A 14,808-nucleotide genomic window follows, 5' to 3' on the forward strand; every position below is an offset into this window, starting at 1 on the left:
GAGGAGGGGACTAGGCCCGGCGGCGCAGCTTCCGGCGCTCGCGCTCGGAGAGGCCGCCCCAGATGCCGAACCGCTCGTCGTTCTCGAGCGCGTACTCGAGGCACTGGGCCCGGACCTCGCACGAGGTGCAGATCTTCTTGGCGTCGCGGGTCGAGCCGCCCTTCTCGGGGAAGAAGGCCTCGGGATCGGTCTGCGCGCACAGCGAGTCGACCTGCCAGGAGAGCGCGCCCCCCGGCGCCTCGGTCGCGGTGTCGATCCCGGGTCGGACTCCGGGCACGCCCAGACGGACCGGATCGACGAACCAGTCCTCGGGGACTCCGGAGTGCTGTTCCGGAAGCGTCATGCCGTCTCCTACCCCGCCTGCGAACCGATGATCGGCGGCCGCTCCTCCCGGAGCCGCTGCCTAGGTAATTACAGCGGTGTCATTCGCTCAGGTCAAGTCGCGGACCATAAACCCTCAACCCGCCGTGGAGGGTTCACGACACACCGGCGTGTCGCGAACGTGAGATCCGATCAGGCGGTCGCGGCGCTCCGTGCGCGCCAGGCGCTCTCCACCATCTCGGCGACCGTGTGCCGCATCTCCCAGCCCAGGTCGCGGGCCGCTGTCGCGCCGGAGGCGACGATGCGGGGCGGATCGCCCGGCCGCCGCGGGGCGACCTCGGGCGTGAAGGCGATGCCGGTGCTGTCGGCGATCGCGCGCATGATCTCCCCGACGGAGGCCCCGGATCCGCTGCCCAGGTTGTAGACCGGGTCGATCGGCTCGCCGGAGGCCAGGCGGCGCGCCGCGGCGACGTGCGCGAGCGCCAGGTCGGCGACGTGGATGTAGTCGCGGACGCAGGTGCCGTCCGGTGTCGGGTAGTCGTCGCCGTTGATCCGGGGCGTGCGGCCGTCCAGCAGCGCCTCGAAGACGAGGGGGAAGAGATTGTGGGGGCTGGTGTCGTAGACGTCCGGGTAGCCGGACCCGACGACGTTGAAGTAGCGCAGGGAGGCGTGCCGGACGCCGTGCGCCCGCCCCGCGTCCGCGAGCAGCCACTCGCCGATCAGCTTCGACTCGCCGTAGGGCGACTCCGGGCTCTTGGGGGTGTCCTCGGTGACGATCTCGACGTCGACCGCGCCGTAGACGGCAGCGCTCGAGGAGAAGACGATCGAGGAGACCCCGGCGCGCTCCATCGCCGCCAGCACGCGCATGGTGCCGGTGACGTTCTGCTCGTAGGTGTGCAGGGGGCGCTGCACCGAGACTCCGGCGTACTTGAACCCGGCGACGTGGACGACGCCCTCGATGTCGTGCTCGGCGAGCACGCGGTCGAGCAGGGCCTCGTCGAGGATCGAGCCCTGGTGGAACGGGACGCCCTCGGGCACGAACGACGCGTGCCCCGAGGAGAGGTCGTCGAGGACGACGGGGTCGATGCCCTGCTCCGAGAACGCGCGCACCACGTGCGCCCCGATGTATCCGGCTCCCCCGGTGACCAGCCATGCCATGTGGATCCTCCTCGGTGCGGGCCCGCGACTCCGCGCGCCGGAAGACACCCTAGCGGCGGGGATCGACGGCGTGGATAGGCCGGATGACGACGGGTGGCGATATCCTGCCGCCGTGCTCCGCTCCGTCGCCCTCCTCGCCCTGCCCGGGCTCGCGCCGTTCGAGTTCGGGGTCGTCTGCGAGGTGTTCGGGATCGACCGCGGCACCGACGGAGGTCCCGCCCTCGACTTCCGGATCGCTACTCCCGATCCGGGCCCCGTCCGGACGAGCCTCGGATTCGACCTGCTGATCGCCGATGGTCTCGACGCGGCCCGGGACGCGGACCTGATCGCCGTCCCCGCCCACGGCCGCGGGCCCGCCGACGAGCGGGTCCTCGACCTCCTCCGCGAGGCTCACGAGCGCGGCGCGTGGATCCTCAGCGTCTGCAGCGGGGCCTTCACCCTGGCGCAGGCGGGCCTGCTCGACGGCCGGCGCGCGACCACCCACTGGATGCACGCCGCGGAGCTCGCCCGGCGCTTCCCCTCCGTCACGGTGGACCCCGAGGTCCTCTACGTGCAGGAGGGGCGCATCGTGACGAGCGCGGGCACCGCGGCCGGCATCGACGCGGCGCTGCACGTGGTGCGCGAGGAGCTGGGCGCGACGGCGGCGAGCGTCGTCGCCCGGCGGATGGTCGTGCCCCCGCAGCGCCACGGCGGGCAGGCGCAGTACCTGCGGACCCCCGTTCCCGAGGCGCGCGCGGACTCGCTGGCCGAGGTCACCGAGTGGATGCTGGAGCACCTCGACGAGGACCTCTCGATCGAGGCGCTGGCCCGTCGCGCCCTGATGGCCCCCCGCACCTTCGCGCGCCGCTTCCGGGCCGACCTCGGCACGACTCCGCTCGCCTGGCTCACCCGCCAGCGCCTCCTCCGGGCGCAGGTGCTGCTGGAGGAGACGGAGCTGACCCTCAAGGCGGTCGCCGCGCGGGTCGGCTTCGGCACGGCCGCGGTGATGCGCCACCACTTCACGCGCGTCCTGCGGACCACGCCGGCGGCCTACCGCCGCACGTTCGCCGCCTGAGCGGCCGGGTCGTTGGAGGGGTCAGACCGTCGCGACGAAGAGCGTGCCCCGTCCGGTGACGGCGAGAGCGCCCTCCGACGGGGTCACGAACACGCTGCCGCCGCGCTCGACGCGGACCGAGCCCTCGGCGCCCTCGAGCGAGAGCGAGCCCTCGGTCGCGATCGCGATGGCGGGCCCGTGCAGGGCGACGCGGGCCGGCTCCTCCGACGCCGGCTGCACGACGGCGAGCACGAAGTCGGGGACGTCCGGACGGTAGACGCGCACGCCCGGCCCGGCCTGCTCGGCCGGGAGGTAGGGCACGGGCAGCGGCGAGAACTCGAGCACGCTCACCAGCTCGGGCACGTCGATGTGCTTGGGCGTGAGGCCCCCGCGCAGCACGTTGTCGGAGGCGGCCATCAGCTCCACGCCCGTGCCCGCGAGGTAGGCGTGGATGTTGCCGGCGGGCAGGTAGAGCACCTCGCCGCGGGCGAGGCGGACGCGGTTGAGCAGGAGCGAGAGCACGATGCCGGGGTCGCCCGGGTAGCTCTCGGCCAGGTCCCGGACCGTGGTCGTCTCGAGGCGGTCGTCGCCCGTGGACGCCGCGACGACCGCGGACACCAGCGCGGCGACCTCGGCGCGGTCGCCGTCGGCGAGCAGCCACGACACGGCGCCGCGGAGGACCTCCGAGGGCTCGCCCTCGAGCGTCCGGGCGAACCGCGCGATCGCGGCCGCCTCCTCCGCCGGGGCGCGCCCGGCCAGCTCGGCGAGCAGCGCCCGGGCGTCCGCCGGCTCGCGGAAGCCGCAGAGCGCGTCGAAGCTCTCGCTGAGCGCGTAGATCAGCTCGGGCTTGTGGAACGGGTCCTTGTAGTTGCGATCGGCGGCGTCGCGCGGGATGCCGGCCTCCTCCTCCTCGACGAACCGGCGCCGGGCCCGCTCGGACGAGGGGTGGGCCTGGAGCGACAGCGGCCCGCCCGCGGCGAGGATCTTGAGCAGGAACGGCAGACGGGGAGCGCCCGAGACCGGATCGACCGACCCCTCCACTCCGGCGAGCGCCGCCTCGGGGTGCTCGCCGATCCACTCGGCGAGCGTGCCGGCGCCGACCGAGGCGGGGTCGAGGACGCGCGCGGGCGAGCCCGGGTGCGCGCCGAGCCAGAGCTCGGCCTCGGGAGCGCCGGAGGGCGCGGTGCCGAGGACCTCCGAGATGCCGGTGAGCGAGCCCCAGGCGTAGTCGCGGGGGGTGTTGCCGATCGGGATGAACACGGGAGCGCTGGCCTTCCGTCCGAGGGGTGGGTCCGAGCCGCTCAGCCGGACGCGCCGGGGCCGCTCCGCTGCGACGCTAGCAGGATCCACAACGCGGGCCCGGGAGGAGGGCCCGCCTGTTGGTGCTCTCCGCCAGAGGACGCGGCACTCGCAGGCGCGCTTCGTACGCTGGGAGTCGCAGCACTGTCGCCGTCGGAGCGGTCGCCGTGCCGCATCCGACGAGCGAGGGAGCACAGAGCATGGACAGCACGACCTTCGAGACCCTGGGGGCCGACTTCTACGGGTTCGAGGCGGCGCTCACGCCCGCCGAGAAGGAGCTGCTGGTCGGCGTCCGCGCGTTCCTCGAGGAGCAGGTGCGGCCGATCGCCGACGAGTACTGGGAGCGCGCGGAGTTCCCGCGGCAGCTGATCCCCGCGATCCACGCCACCGGCGTCATCGGCCTCTCCTGGCCCGAGACCCGCGCGATCGAGAACTCCGCCGTGTTCCGCGGCTGGGTGGCGCTCGAGCTGGGCCGGGTGGACGCGGGCATCGCGACCTACGTGGGCGTGCAGAACGGCCTGGTGATGGGAACGGTCGGCGTCGCCGGCTCCGAGGAGCAGCGCGCCGAGTGGCTGCCGAAGCTCGCCTCGGGCGAGGTCGTCGGCGCCTTCGGGCTCACCGAGCCGCACTCCGGCTCCGACTCCGCCCAGGGCCTGCGCACCACCGCCCGCCGGGACGGCGACGACTGGATCCTCGACGGCGAGAAGCGCTGGATCGGCAACGCGACCTTCAGCGACGTGACCGTGATCTGGGCGAAGGACGCGGAGGACGGCCAGGTGAAGGGCTTCCTCGTCCCCACCTCGACGCCGGGCTACCGCGCCACCGCCATCGCGCGCAAGCAGAGCCTGCGCACGGTGCAGAACGCCGACATCGTGCTCGAGGGCGTCCGCGTCCCGGAGTCGCTGCGCCTGCAGGGCGCGAACTCGTTCCGCGACACCGCGAAGGTGCTCCGGCTCACCCGCGCCGAGGTCGCCTGGCAGGCCATCGGCGTCGCGATCGGCGCCTACGACGCGGCGCTGCGCTACGCGAAGGAGCGCGTGCAGTTCGGCAAGCCGCTCGTCGGGCACCAGCTGGTGCAGGACCTCCTGGTCAAGAGCATCGGCAACATCACGGCCAGCATCGCCCTGGCGACCCGCGTGTCCGAGATGCTCGACGCCGGCGAGCAGCGCGACGAGCACTCCGCCCTCGCGAAGGCCTACGCGACGGCCCGGATGCGCGAGACCGTCGCCTGGTGCCGCGAGGTGATGGGCGGCAACGGCATCGTCCTCGACTACGGCGTCGCCCGCTTCTTCGCCGACGCGGAGGCCCTCTACTCCTACGAGGGCACCCGCGAGATGAACACGCTGATCGTCGGCCGCTCGATCACCGGCACCGCCGCGTTCGTCTGAGCCTCCCGTCCAAGCCGTCTTCCCCGAGTGGACGCCCCGGCCGGGGAGCGAGCGGCGGCGCGCCCGGCACGCCGCCGCGCCGCCCCCGCTCCCTAGACTGGTCGCCATGATCCGACGCGCCGCCCCCGCCGCTCCCCGAGCGCTCGCGGTGGCGGTGCTGGCCGTGCTGCTGGCCGGCCAGTCGCTGCGGAACCTCGCCGGATGGTGGGGCTGGGGCGTCGTCGTCGCGCTGCTCCTGGGCGCCTCGATCGCCGTGCTCGTCCGCGCCCGCCCCCGCCCGCGCTGGGCCCGCACGCCGAAGTCGCTGGTCCTCTTCCTCGGGCTCGCGGTGCTCTCGCTGCTGTGGTCCGCCTATCCGGGAGCGAGCGCGATCGGCGTCACGGCGCAGCTCGCGACGACGCTCGGCGGCGTCGTCCTCGCCATCACGCTGAGCAGCCGGGAACTGCTCACGGCTCTCGGACGGGCCCTGCGCCTCTCCGTCGCCCTCTCGCTCCTCTTCGAGCTCGTGATCGCGGTCGTCGTGCGGCAGCCCGTCCTGCCGTTCGGCGTCGAGCCTCCCGCCGACGGACCGACGCCCGACGCCTTCTACTGGTCGCAGGCAGCCCTCTTCACCGGCGAGCCCGTCCAGGGGATCGTCGGCAACCGCAACCTCCTCGGCTTCCTCGCCCTGCTCGGCCTGATCGTGATCGCGATCGAGCTGGCGGCCCACTCGGTCCGGCGCCGCTGGGGAGCGGTCTGGGTCGCCCTGTTCGTCACGACCCTCCTGCTCACCCGCTCGGCCACCGTCCTGCTCTGCCTCGTCGCCGTCGTCCTCGCGGCCGCGTTCGCGCTCTGGGCTCGCCGGAGGGGCGAGTCCCGCCGCCGTCCTGTCTACCTGACCGCCGCGGGGCTGGCGGTGGCCGCCGTCGCCGGAGGCGCCGCGGGCTGGGGCGCCCTCCTCGGCCTGCTCGGCAAGAGCGAGGACGCCACGGGCCGCCTCGACATCTGGGACTCGGTGATCGCGCTCACGCTGCAGCGCCCGGTCCTCGGCTGGGGCTGGGTCAGCTACTGGGCTCCCTGGGCCGCCCCGTTCGACACCCTCGCCGAGCGCAAGGGCGTGCTCTACCTGCAGGCCCACGACGCCTGGCTCGACGTCGCCCTCCAGCTCGGAGCGGTCGGCCTCGTCCTCTTCGCGGCGCTCGCCGTCTCGACGCTGTGGCGCTCCTGGTTCCGCGCGGTCGACCGCCCGCGGCGCGACGCGACCTCGACCCTCCCCTACACGGCCGTCAGCCTCGCTCCGCTGCTGATCGTGGTCGCCCTCCTGGCGCAGTCGCTGTTCGAGAGCCGGATCCTGATCGAGGGAGGCTGGCTGCTCCTCGTCCTCTTCGCGGTGCAGACCAAGCGGCCGGCGACCGAGACGCCCGAGGTCCTCGCCGCGACCCCGCTCCCCCTCGCCGACGCCTCCCCGAGGCGATGAGGCCCCGCCGCCCCTCGCTCCCCGCCTCCGTCGCCGACGCGACGGCGTCCCCGCAGTTCGCGGCGGCCCTCGCGCAGACCACTCTCGTCACCGTCCTCTGCGCCCCGGCGGTCCGCGGGCTCCTCGGCTGGCCCGGCTACATCGCCGCTGTCGCCACGCTCACCGCCCTCGCGGCGGTCATGCTCGTCCTGCGGCGCGGGCGGCTCGACTGGGAGGGCCTGCTGCCCACGAGCATCCTGGTGTTCCTCGGCTGGATCGCGCTCAGCGTGCTGTGGAGCGACTACACCTGGGCCACGGTCTCGAGCGTCGTCTACCAGTTCGCCCTGGCGTTCCTGGCGATCGCGATCGGCCTGACGCGCGACATCATCCAGATCATCCGCTCGGTCGGCGACGTGCTGCGGGTCGTGCTGATCGCCTCGCTCGCCGTGGAGGTGCTCTCGGGGGTGCTGATCGACCAGCCGCTGCGCTTCCTCGGCGTGGAGGGCCTGCTCGCGGTCGGCGGGCCGATCCAGGGACTCGTCGGCACGCGCAACCAGCTCGGGCTGGTCTGCCTGCTGGCGATCGTGACGTTCTCGGTGGAGCTGATGACCCGCTCCGTCGCCCGCGGGCCGGCCGTCGCCTCGATCGCCCTCGCCGCGGTCACCCTCCTCTTCACGCGCTCCGCCGTGAGCGCGGGCGTGCTCGCCGTGGCCGTCGTCGTCGCCCTCGCTCTGCGCTGGGTGCGCCACGGCGACGGCACCCACCGCCGTCGGCGGCAGTTCGCGGTGCTCGGCGTCGCCGCCGCGGCCTCCCTCACCGTGTGGCTCCTGCGCTACCGGGTGATCGAGCTGCTGAACGCGGGCAGCGAGTTCGAGTTCCGGCTGCGGCTCTGGCAGCAGGTCTGGCGCTTCACGGACCTCGCTCCGATCGTCGGCTGGGGCTGGGTGGGCTACTGGCGGCCCGACCTCTACCCCTTCACCGCCATCGACTACCTCTCGGGCCGCCCGCACTCGTCGAGCCTCAACGCGCTCTTCGACGTGGCCCTGCAGGTCGGCGCGGTCGGGGTGGTCCTCTTCGTCGTGCTGATCGGCCTCGCGCTCTGGCGCTCCTGGCTGATCGCCTCCGAGCGCAAGGCGGTCGTGCACGTCTGGCCGGTGCTGGTGCTGACCGTGCTGATGGTCACCGCGCTGGCCGAGAGCTCGATCCTGCTCGACGCCGGCTGGCTGCTCGTGGTGCTCTGCGCGATGCGCGCGGCCCAGGGACTGAGCTGGCGCCGGCTCCTGCACCCGCGGGACTGACCGGACTCCTCAGCGCCCGCGCCGCCGCGCCACCTGGCGGAGCACGGCGAGGTGCTCCTCCCGGCAGCGCTCCCAGCTGAAGGACCGGGCGCGCTCGACGCCGAGCGGGCCGAGCTCGCCTGTCCGCTCGATCGCCTCGAGGATCCCGTCCGCGATCGAGCGCGGCTCGAGCGGATCGACGTAGACCGCGGCGTCCCCGCAGATCTCCGGGAGCGAGCCCGCGTCGGACGCGGCGACCGGGCATCCCGACGCCATCGCCTCGATGGGAGGGAGGCCGAAGCCCTCGTAGAGGCTCGGGAACGCCAGCACCGCGGCTCGGCGGTAGAGGTCGGCGAGCTCCTCCGGAGTGACGTGGCCGCACCACTCGACGAAGTCCGGCAGCGGGCCGAGGCGGTCCAGATCTCCTCCTGTCAGCACGAGGCGGAGGGCGTGCCCCTCCTCCCGCAGCAGGCGCACCGCCTCGAACAGGCGGGCGTGGTTCTTGTGCGGCCAGGCGCGCGCCGGGTAGAAGACGAAGTCCTCGCGTGTGCCCAGATTCGCGACGAAGCGCCGGGTGTCCACGCCGAGATGCGACACGTGGATCCGCTCCTCCGGGATGCCCAGCAGCTCGACGATCCGCCCCTTGGTGAAGGCGCTGATGGTGATGACCGCGTCGGCGCGGCGAGCGGTCGCCTCGTAGGCGAGCCGGCGGAAGACGCGCTCGACGCGGGGGAAGAGGTGCGGGAGGTCGCGGTGCTGCAGATCGAACAGCATCTGCACGTGCCCCTGCCGCCGCGACGGCCACGGGAGCGGGACCGTGAACGGGAAGTAGAGCACCGCCTCCCGGCCGAGGCGCCGGCGCAGGCGCGGCGTGCGCAGGAGGGCCTGGAGCATCCCCACGGCCCGGCGGCGGTGGCCCGCCCCGCTGACGACCCCCTCGGCCACGACCTCGGGCACGCCCTCGCTGAAGCCGCGCGCGTTCTCGGGGACGAGCACCTGCACGGCGGGTCCCTCCTCCCCCGGCCGCGGCGCCAGGAGGCGCGTGAGCGCGCGCGCGTAGGTCTCGCCGCCGCCCATCCCGCCCGGGTCGACGGTGAGCACGGCGAGCGTGACGGGGCGGAGTTCCGGCATGGCGTCCAATCGGTCCGAAGCCCGGCCAGGATACCGGCGGGCCGCACCGCTCCCGGCGCCCGGCCGTGCCCGTGGGTAGTATGTGTCCCGCTGTCATCGACCCCGACGAATTGGACCACCACGTGCCCCGCGCTTTGATCACCGGAATCACCGGCCAGGACGGCCTCTACCTCGCCGAGCTCCTCCTCTCGAAGGGCTACGAGGTCTTCGGGCTCGTCCGCGGGCAGAACAACCCCAAGTACGAGCTGGTCCGCCGCACCGTGCCCGAGGTGACCCTGCTCACCGGCGACCTGACCGACGTGTCGAGCCTCGTGCGTGTGCTCGCCGCCGCCCAGCCCGACGAGGTCTACAATCTCGGTGCGATCTCGTTCGTCGCCTACTCGTGGGAGAACGCGTCGCTCACCACCGATGTGACCGGCAAGGGCGTCCTCAACATCCTCGAGGCGACCCGCCTCTACGCCGGCTCCGACATGTCGCGCGTGAAGTTCTACCAGGCCTCCTCCTCCGAGATGTTCGGCAAGGTCCAGCAGGTCCCGCAGAGCGAGGAGACGCTGCTCTGGCCGCGCTCGCCCTACGGCGTGGCCAAGGTCTTCGGCCACTACATGACGATCAACTACCGCGAGTCGTACGGCATGCACGCCTCCTCCGGCATCCTCTTCAACCACGAGTCGCCCCGCCGCGGCCCGGAGTTCGTCACCCGCAAGATCAGCCTCGCGGTCGCCCGCATCAAGCTCGGCCTCCAGGAGACGCTGGAGCTCGGGAACCTCGACGCGAAGCGCGACTGGGGCTTCGCCGGCGACTACGTCGACGCGATGTGGCGCATGCTGCAGCAGCCCGAGGGCGACGACTACGTGGTCGCGACCGGCGAGACCCACGAGATCCGCGAGTACCTCGACATCGCCTTCAACCACGTCGGCATCGAGGACTGGACCCCGTACGTGACCCAGAACCCCGCGTTCATGCGTCCCGCCGAGGTGGACCTGCTGATCGGCGACCCGGCGAAGGCGCGCGACGTCCTCGGCTGGGAGCCGAAGGTCTCGTTCCCCGAGCTCGTGGCGATGATGGTCGAGAACGACCTCGCCGAGCAGTCCGCGCTGATCAAGTAGTCATGCCTGCCGCTCTCGTCACCGGAGCGAGCGGTCAGGACGGGGGCTACCTCGTCGAGCGCCTGCTCGCCGACGGCTGGGAGGTCTTCGCGCTCGTGCGCGGGACCGACGACGCCGCTCTTCCCGCCGCCGTCCGCCCCTTCGAGGGCGACCTCCGCGACGCCTCCGGCCTCGGCCGTATCGTCGCGGAGGCGCAGCCGGACACGGTCTTCCACCTCGCCGGCCTCTCCTCCGTCGCGCTCTCGTGGAAGGAGCCCGTGCTCACGGCCGAAGTGACCGGCACCGCGGTCGCCGCGCTCCTGGAGGCCTCGCTGACGCTCCAGGAGTCGGCGGGCCGGGAGGTCCGCTTCGTCCAGGCCTCCTCCTCCGAGATCTTCGGGGCCGCGACCGAGAACCCGCAGACCGAGCGGACCCCGATCCGCCCGGTCTCGCCTTACGGAGCCGCGAAGGCGTTCGCGCACCACCTCGTCGCGGTCTACCGCGGCCGAGGGCTCCACGCCTCGTCCGGCATCCTCTACAACCACGAGTCGCCGCGTCGGCCGCTCGGCTTCGTCACCCGCAAGATCACCGCCGGAGTCGCGGCGATCGCGACGGGCGCCGAGTCGGAGCTCTCGCTCGGCAATCTCGACGCGCGCCGCGACTGGGGCTGGGCTCCCGACTACGTGGACGCCCTCGTGCGCGCCTCGCGCGCCGAGGAGGCGGGCGACTACGTCGTGGCGACCGGAGTCGCGCACTCGGTCCGCGACTTCGTCCGTGCCGCCTTCACCGCGGCCGGCATCGACGACTGGGAGCAGCGGGTCACGATCGACCCGCGGTTCGCGCGCCCCGTGGACGCCCCCGAGATGCGCGGGGACGCCTCCCGGGCCCGCGAAGTGCTCGGCTGGGCGCCGACCGTCGGCTTCGAGGAGATCGTCGCCCGCATGGTCGAGAACGACCTCGAGCTGGCGCGCCGCTCCCGCTGAGCCGCGCGCACCGCGTGCAGAAGGCCCCCGCTCCTGGAGCGGGGGCCTTCTGCACGCGGTGGATCAAGGACGCCTAGGCGGTCGCGTCCGACTGCTCGGCCCGGGCCCGCTCGTCGACGCCCTCGCCCTCGACGAGGTACGACCAGACGCGGGCGGCGTACTCGTCCCAGGTGCCGCCGTCGATCGCGAGCGCCTCCGCCGAGAGCCGCGCGTGCAGCTCGTCGTCGGTCAGCAGCCGCTCGAGGGCCGCGGCGATGTCGTCGTCGTCGTGCGGATCGACGAACAGTGCGCCGCCCGAGGCGGAGACCTCGTGCATGCTGCCGAATCCGGAGGTCACGACCGGGGTGCCGACCGAGATCGACTCCACGATCGGGAGACCGTAGCCCTCGTTGATCGAGGGGAACACGGTGCACCGGGCCAGGCGGTAGGCGCTCCAGAGCAGCGCGTCGGTGATCTTGGAGAGCGAGCGGACCGGACGGCCCTGGCCCTCGAGGACCTCGAGTCGGTACTCGAACTCGGCGCTGCTCCAGGCGTTGCCGCCGATGAAGACCAGGCTGAAGCGCACGCCCCGGCGCCAGAGCAGCTCGGCGGCCTGGAGCACCGCCAGGTGGTTCTTCCGCGGCTCGTGGCTGCCGACGCAGACGACGAGCGGGAGGTCACCGGTCACCAGCGAGCGCGCGGCGGTGGCCAGCTCCTCGTCCGAGACGCTCTCCGGCTGCGAGGGCAGCAGGATCGGCCGGATGTCCGGCCCCTGCATCCCGACGCTGCCGAGCATGTGGCGCCAGCCGGAGTACTCGGTCGCGGCCGCCTCGGAGATGGTCGCGATGCGGTCCATGTGCGACACGGCGACGAGCGTGCGCGAGAAGGCGGCACTGATGCCGGTGCTCGCCGTCTCGGCGGTGGTGACAGGCACGCAGTCGAAGCCGATGGTGCCCGTGCGGTTGCCGCTGAACTCGGCCAGAGCGGAGACGCGCGACGTCCGCTCGTCCTCCACGGCGAGCTCGGGCAGGAGGTAGGTGCCCTGCCACGGGACGATCACGCGGGAGCGGTCCTCCGCGGCGTCGGGCACGTCGCCCGAGACGGCGTTCCGGCTCTGCTCCGGGGTGAGCATGACGAGCGACTCGTGGGTCGAGTCCCAGCCGGCGAGCAGGATCTCGTGGTCGCGCGTCCAGCGGACGAGGCTCTGGCGCACCACGCGCTGGATGCCCGTGGCCAGTCCCGTGCGCGCGGTGTGGTGAACGTCGACGACGACCGCGCCGACGACCACCTCGACCTCGGGGTGGTGGAAGCGGGCGAAGACCCGGTTCGAGGCGATGGTGGACGCGGCGTGGGTGAGCAGACCGGCGGTGCCGTCCAGCCGGGCCCGGCGGCGGCCGTCGACGACGTCCTCCCGGCGCGGGAGCGTGCCGCGGAGGACGGCGAGCACCAGCCAGACCTCGCGGTCGGTGGGGGCGGGCAGCAGAACGCTCAGCTGTCCGGTGAGGGCGTCGACGCTGCCCAGCGGCTCCACAGTGGGGGCCAGGGTGCGCACCAGGGTGGCGAGACGGTCGACCAGGTACTGCTTAGAGCGCACGGGGCGCCTCCTCGTGCTCGATAAGGGCCGAGGGGCCGATCAGGGCGGCCCACAGCTCCCGGGCGTAGTCGTCCCAGGTGCGCTCGGGCCGCTCTGCCGCCTCGAGGCGGAGCTCGTCGACGAGCTCCGGCGACGTCAGCAGGCGGCGCATGCCGTCGGTGATCTCCTCGTCGGACTCCGGGTCGATCAGGACGCATCCGCCGTGCTCGGCGATCTGCGCCGTGCTGCCGTAGCGCGAGGTCAGCACGGGGAGCCCGATCGACAGCGCCTCGGCGACCGGCAGGCCGTACCCCTCGTGCAGCGACGGGAACGCCAGGAACAGCGCCTCCCGGTAGCTCGCGATCAGGACGTCGTCGTCGGCTCCGCGGAGCACCTCGACCGGGCGTCCGGCGGCGACCAGCTCGCGCACGCGGGGATCGAAGACCTGGTGCGCCCACGGGTTGGCCCCGCCGATGAAGCGGACGCGGAAGCGCAGGCCCTCGCGCCAGAGGACCTCGGCGGCGTGCAGCACCGCGAGGTGGTTCTTGCGGGGCTCCTGGCTGCCGACGCAGAGCACGAGCGGCAGGCCGGACGCGCTCCGGCCCTCGGAGCGCAGGCCGTCCGGGAGCTCCACGGGCAGCGGGACCGGGACGACGGTCGGGCCGGTGAGGCCCTGAGCGGGGAGCGCTCGCACGAAGCCCTCGAACTCCAGCGCGGCCGCGGCGCTCACCGTGGCGACGCGCTCGGCGTGCTTGACCACGGAGAGGAAGTTGACGAAGCGCACCGTCTCCTCCGGCGGCACCGTGTCGGCGCTGACGACGGGGATGGCGTCGTGGCCGAGGACGACGACCTCGTTGCCGGAGTACTCGGCGAGGGCCGCGAGCGGCCCGCACTGGTTGTAGTCCGGCACCGAGGGGATGACGACGACGCTGCGGTAGGGCACGACGAACTCGATGCGCTCCGGATCGCCGTGCTCCCAGTCGCGCCGCCCGGCGGAGGACCAGTCGACGACGCGCTCGTGCTCGATCGCGCTCAGCCGCCGGAAGGACATCGATCCGTGGACCCAGGCGACCGGGACGATCTCGTGCTCGGCGTCCCAGCGGGACACGGTCTGGCGCACGACCCGCTGGACGCCGGTGTTGTGCCCGTGGCGGGCGGGGAAGTCGACGTCGATCAGGACGGCCCCGGTGACGACCTCGACGCGGGCGTCCAGATCGGCGAACCCGGTCGCGGTGCGGGAGCCGGCCTCGAGGAAGATGCGCAGCGCCGCCTCCTCGGGGGCGAGCTCGAGGGCGCGGCGGAACCAGTCGAACAGCTCGCTCGTCGGGTACGCGGCCGTGAACGACACCAGCGCGACCCAGGTCAGCTCGTCGTCCTGGCGCGAGCGGATCTCTCGGGCCACCTCGTCGAGGTACGGGCCGGGCCCGCGGGTGCGCAGCGAGGCGCGGCGCTCCTCGTCGAAGAGGAGCGCGCCGATCTGCTCCAGGCGCTGCAGCATCGCCTCCGTGCGGTGGGCGCGCGCGGCGGCCGAGCCGGCGGCCGAGACCTGCGACCGGTCGCTCATCGCGCCCGACCGGACAGGCGGCGCTTCACGAAGCGCGCGCTGTGGCCGACGGCGCCCGACAGCCCGAGCTGCTCGACGCGGATCTGGAAGGTGCGCACCAGGCGGAGCGGCTTCGTCACCCGCCAGGAGAGGGTGCGCTCGAAGCCGGAGGCGGTCACTCCGCCCACCTGGATCCGCTCGACCCACTCGTCGAAGGGGTCGTTGAGGAGGGAGTCGACCTGCGCGCGCAGGCGGGCGAGCTCCTCGTCCGGGGACTCGGGCTCGGCGAGACGGGGCTCCACCGGAACCCCGGACGTGCGCGCGGGCTCCGCCGGGACGGCTGCGGGAGCGGCGTCGCCGACGGCCGACTCGAGGCTCGGGTCGGGCGCGGGAGGAGCGTCCTCGCCCGTGCCGCCGAGGACGGGGGCGGGGTCCCCAGCGCTCTGCGGCGCCGGGTCCAGGGGGACGTCGGAAGGCTGCGTGGGCATGGCGAACACCTCGTTCGTGTCGTTCAGTCGGCGAGCGGGAGCAAGACTACCCGCCATGCGCCGCGCACCGGCACGCCAGCCAGGGGGCTCCAGGGTGGGCCGCACGTATAATGAT

The 14,808-nt window shown here is 73.4% G+C and carries 13 protein-coding genes; 6 read left to right on the forward strand and 7 right to left on the reverse strand.

Annotated elements, in window-relative coordinates:
- Positions 1-10 precede the first annotated feature (10 nt).
- Positions 11-343, reverse strand: coding sequence for a WhiB family transcriptional regulator (locus C5C39_RS00110; protein WP_104224145.1), 333 nt, complete (start codon positions 341-343; stop codon positions 11-13).
- A gap of 170 nt (positions 344-513) precedes the next feature.
- Entirely contained in the window at positions 514-1,479 is a 966-nt protein-coding gene (gene galE / locus C5C39_RS00115; protein ID WP_104352381.1) for a UDP-glucose 4-epimerase GalE, read from the reverse strand.
- A 112-nt stretch (positions 1,480-1,591) separates the two neighbouring features.
- On the opposite strand from galE, the gene C5C39_RS00120 reads away from it, so the two are divergent.
- Positions 1,592-2,533 carry a GlxA family transcriptional regulator gene (locus C5C39_RS00120; RefSeq protein ID WP_104352382.1) on the forward strand — a complete coding sequence of 314 codons (942 nt, stop codon included), beginning with the start codon at positions 1,592-1,594 and terminating at the stop codon, positions 2,531-2,533.
- 21 nt (positions 2,534-2,554) lie between these two features.
- On the opposite strand, the gene manA is transcribed toward C5C39_RS00120, so the two are convergent.
- A complete protein-coding gene (manA, locus tag C5C39_RS00125) occupies positions 2,555-3,772 on the reverse strand; it encodes a mannose-6-phosphate isomerase, class I (protein WP_104352383.1) in 1,218 nt (405 codons plus the stop codon).
- A gap of 239 nt (positions 3,773-4,011) precedes the next feature.
- Between manA and C5C39_RS00130 the strand changes: the two genes are divergently transcribed.
- The 3 genes from C5C39_RS00130 (at position 4,012) to C5C39_RS00140 (ending at position 7,932) form a co-directional block, all read left to right on the forward strand.
- The gene (locus C5C39_RS00130) at positions 4,012-5,199 is read left to right on the forward strand and encodes an acyl-CoA dehydrogenase family protein (protein WP_104324133.1); all 1,188 of its coding nucleotides are present in this window, start codon (positions 4,012-4,014) and stop codon (positions 5,197-5,199) included.
- A 106-nt stretch (positions 5,200-5,305) separates the two neighbouring features.
- A complete protein-coding gene (locus tag C5C39_RS00135; protein WP_104352384.1) occupies positions 5,306-6,655 on the forward strand; it encodes an O-antigen ligase in 1,350 nt (449 codons plus the stop codon).
- Positions 6,652-7,932 (forward strand): O-antigen ligase, encoded by a 1,281-nt coding sequence (locus tag C5C39_RS00140; RefSeq protein WP_104238041.1) that lies wholly within the window; start codon positions 6,652-6,654, stop codon positions 7,930-7,932. Before C5C39_RS00135 ends, C5C39_RS00140 begins: the two co-directional genes overlap by 4 nt.
- Positions 7,933-7,941: 9 nt before the next feature.
- On the opposite strand, the gene C5C39_RS00145 is transcribed toward C5C39_RS00140, so the two are convergent.
- On the reverse strand, positions 7,942-9,042 hold the full coding sequence (locus C5C39_RS00145; protein WP_104352385.1) for a glycosyltransferase family 1 protein: 1,101 nt from the start codon (positions 9,040-9,042) through the stop codon (positions 7,942-7,944).
- Between the two features lie 122 nt (positions 9,043-9,164).
- On the opposite strand from C5C39_RS00145, the gene C5C39_RS00150 reads away from it, so the two are divergent.
- Positions 9,165-10,148 (forward strand): GDP-mannose 4,6-dehydratase, encoded by a 984-nt coding sequence (locus tag C5C39_RS00150; RefSeq protein WP_104275317.1) that lies wholly within the window; start codon positions 9,165-9,167, stop codon positions 10,146-10,148.
- Between the two features lie 2 nt (positions 10,149-10,150).
- The gene (locus C5C39_RS00155; RefSeq protein ID WP_104352386.1) at positions 10,151-11,110 is read left to right on the forward strand and encodes a GDP-mannose 4,6-dehydratase; all 960 of its coding nucleotides are present in this window, start codon (positions 10,151-10,153) and stop codon (positions 11,108-11,110) included.
- A gap of 73 nt (positions 11,111-11,183) precedes the next feature.
- Here C5C39_RS00155 and C5C39_RS00160 read toward each other — a convergent pair whose 3' ends face one another.
- The 3 genes from C5C39_RS00160 to C5C39_RS00170 are packed head-to-tail and all read right to left on the reverse strand — an operon-like array spanning position 11,184 to position 14,693.
- Positions 11,184-12,683 carry a glycosyltransferase family 1 protein gene (locus tag C5C39_RS00160; RefSeq protein ID WP_104352387.1) on the reverse strand — a complete coding sequence of 500 codons (1,500 nt, stop codon included), beginning with the start codon at positions 12,681-12,683 and terminating at the stop codon, positions 11,184-11,186.
- Positions 12,673-14,226: a glycosyltransferase gene (locus tag C5C39_RS00165; RefSeq protein ID WP_104223151.1), complete on the reverse strand. Its 1,554-nt coding sequence runs from the start codon at positions 14,224-14,226 to the stop codon at positions 12,673-12,675. The genes C5C39_RS00160 and C5C39_RS00165 overlap by 11 nt, the downstream gene beginning before the upstream one ends.
- Positions 14,223-14,693: a hypothetical protein gene (locus C5C39_RS00170; protein WP_104283350.1), complete on the reverse strand. Its 471-nt coding sequence runs from the start codon at positions 14,691-14,693 to the stop codon at positions 14,223-14,225. The genes C5C39_RS00165 and C5C39_RS00170 overlap by 4 nt, the downstream gene beginning before the upstream one ends.
- Between the last annotated feature and the right edge of the window lie 115 nt (positions 14,694-14,808).

It is taken from the genome of Rathayibacter sp. AY1F3, from assembly GCF_002931975.1.
Lineage (GTDB): Bacteria > Actinomycetota > Actinomycetes > Actinomycetales > Microbacteriaceae > Rathayibacter.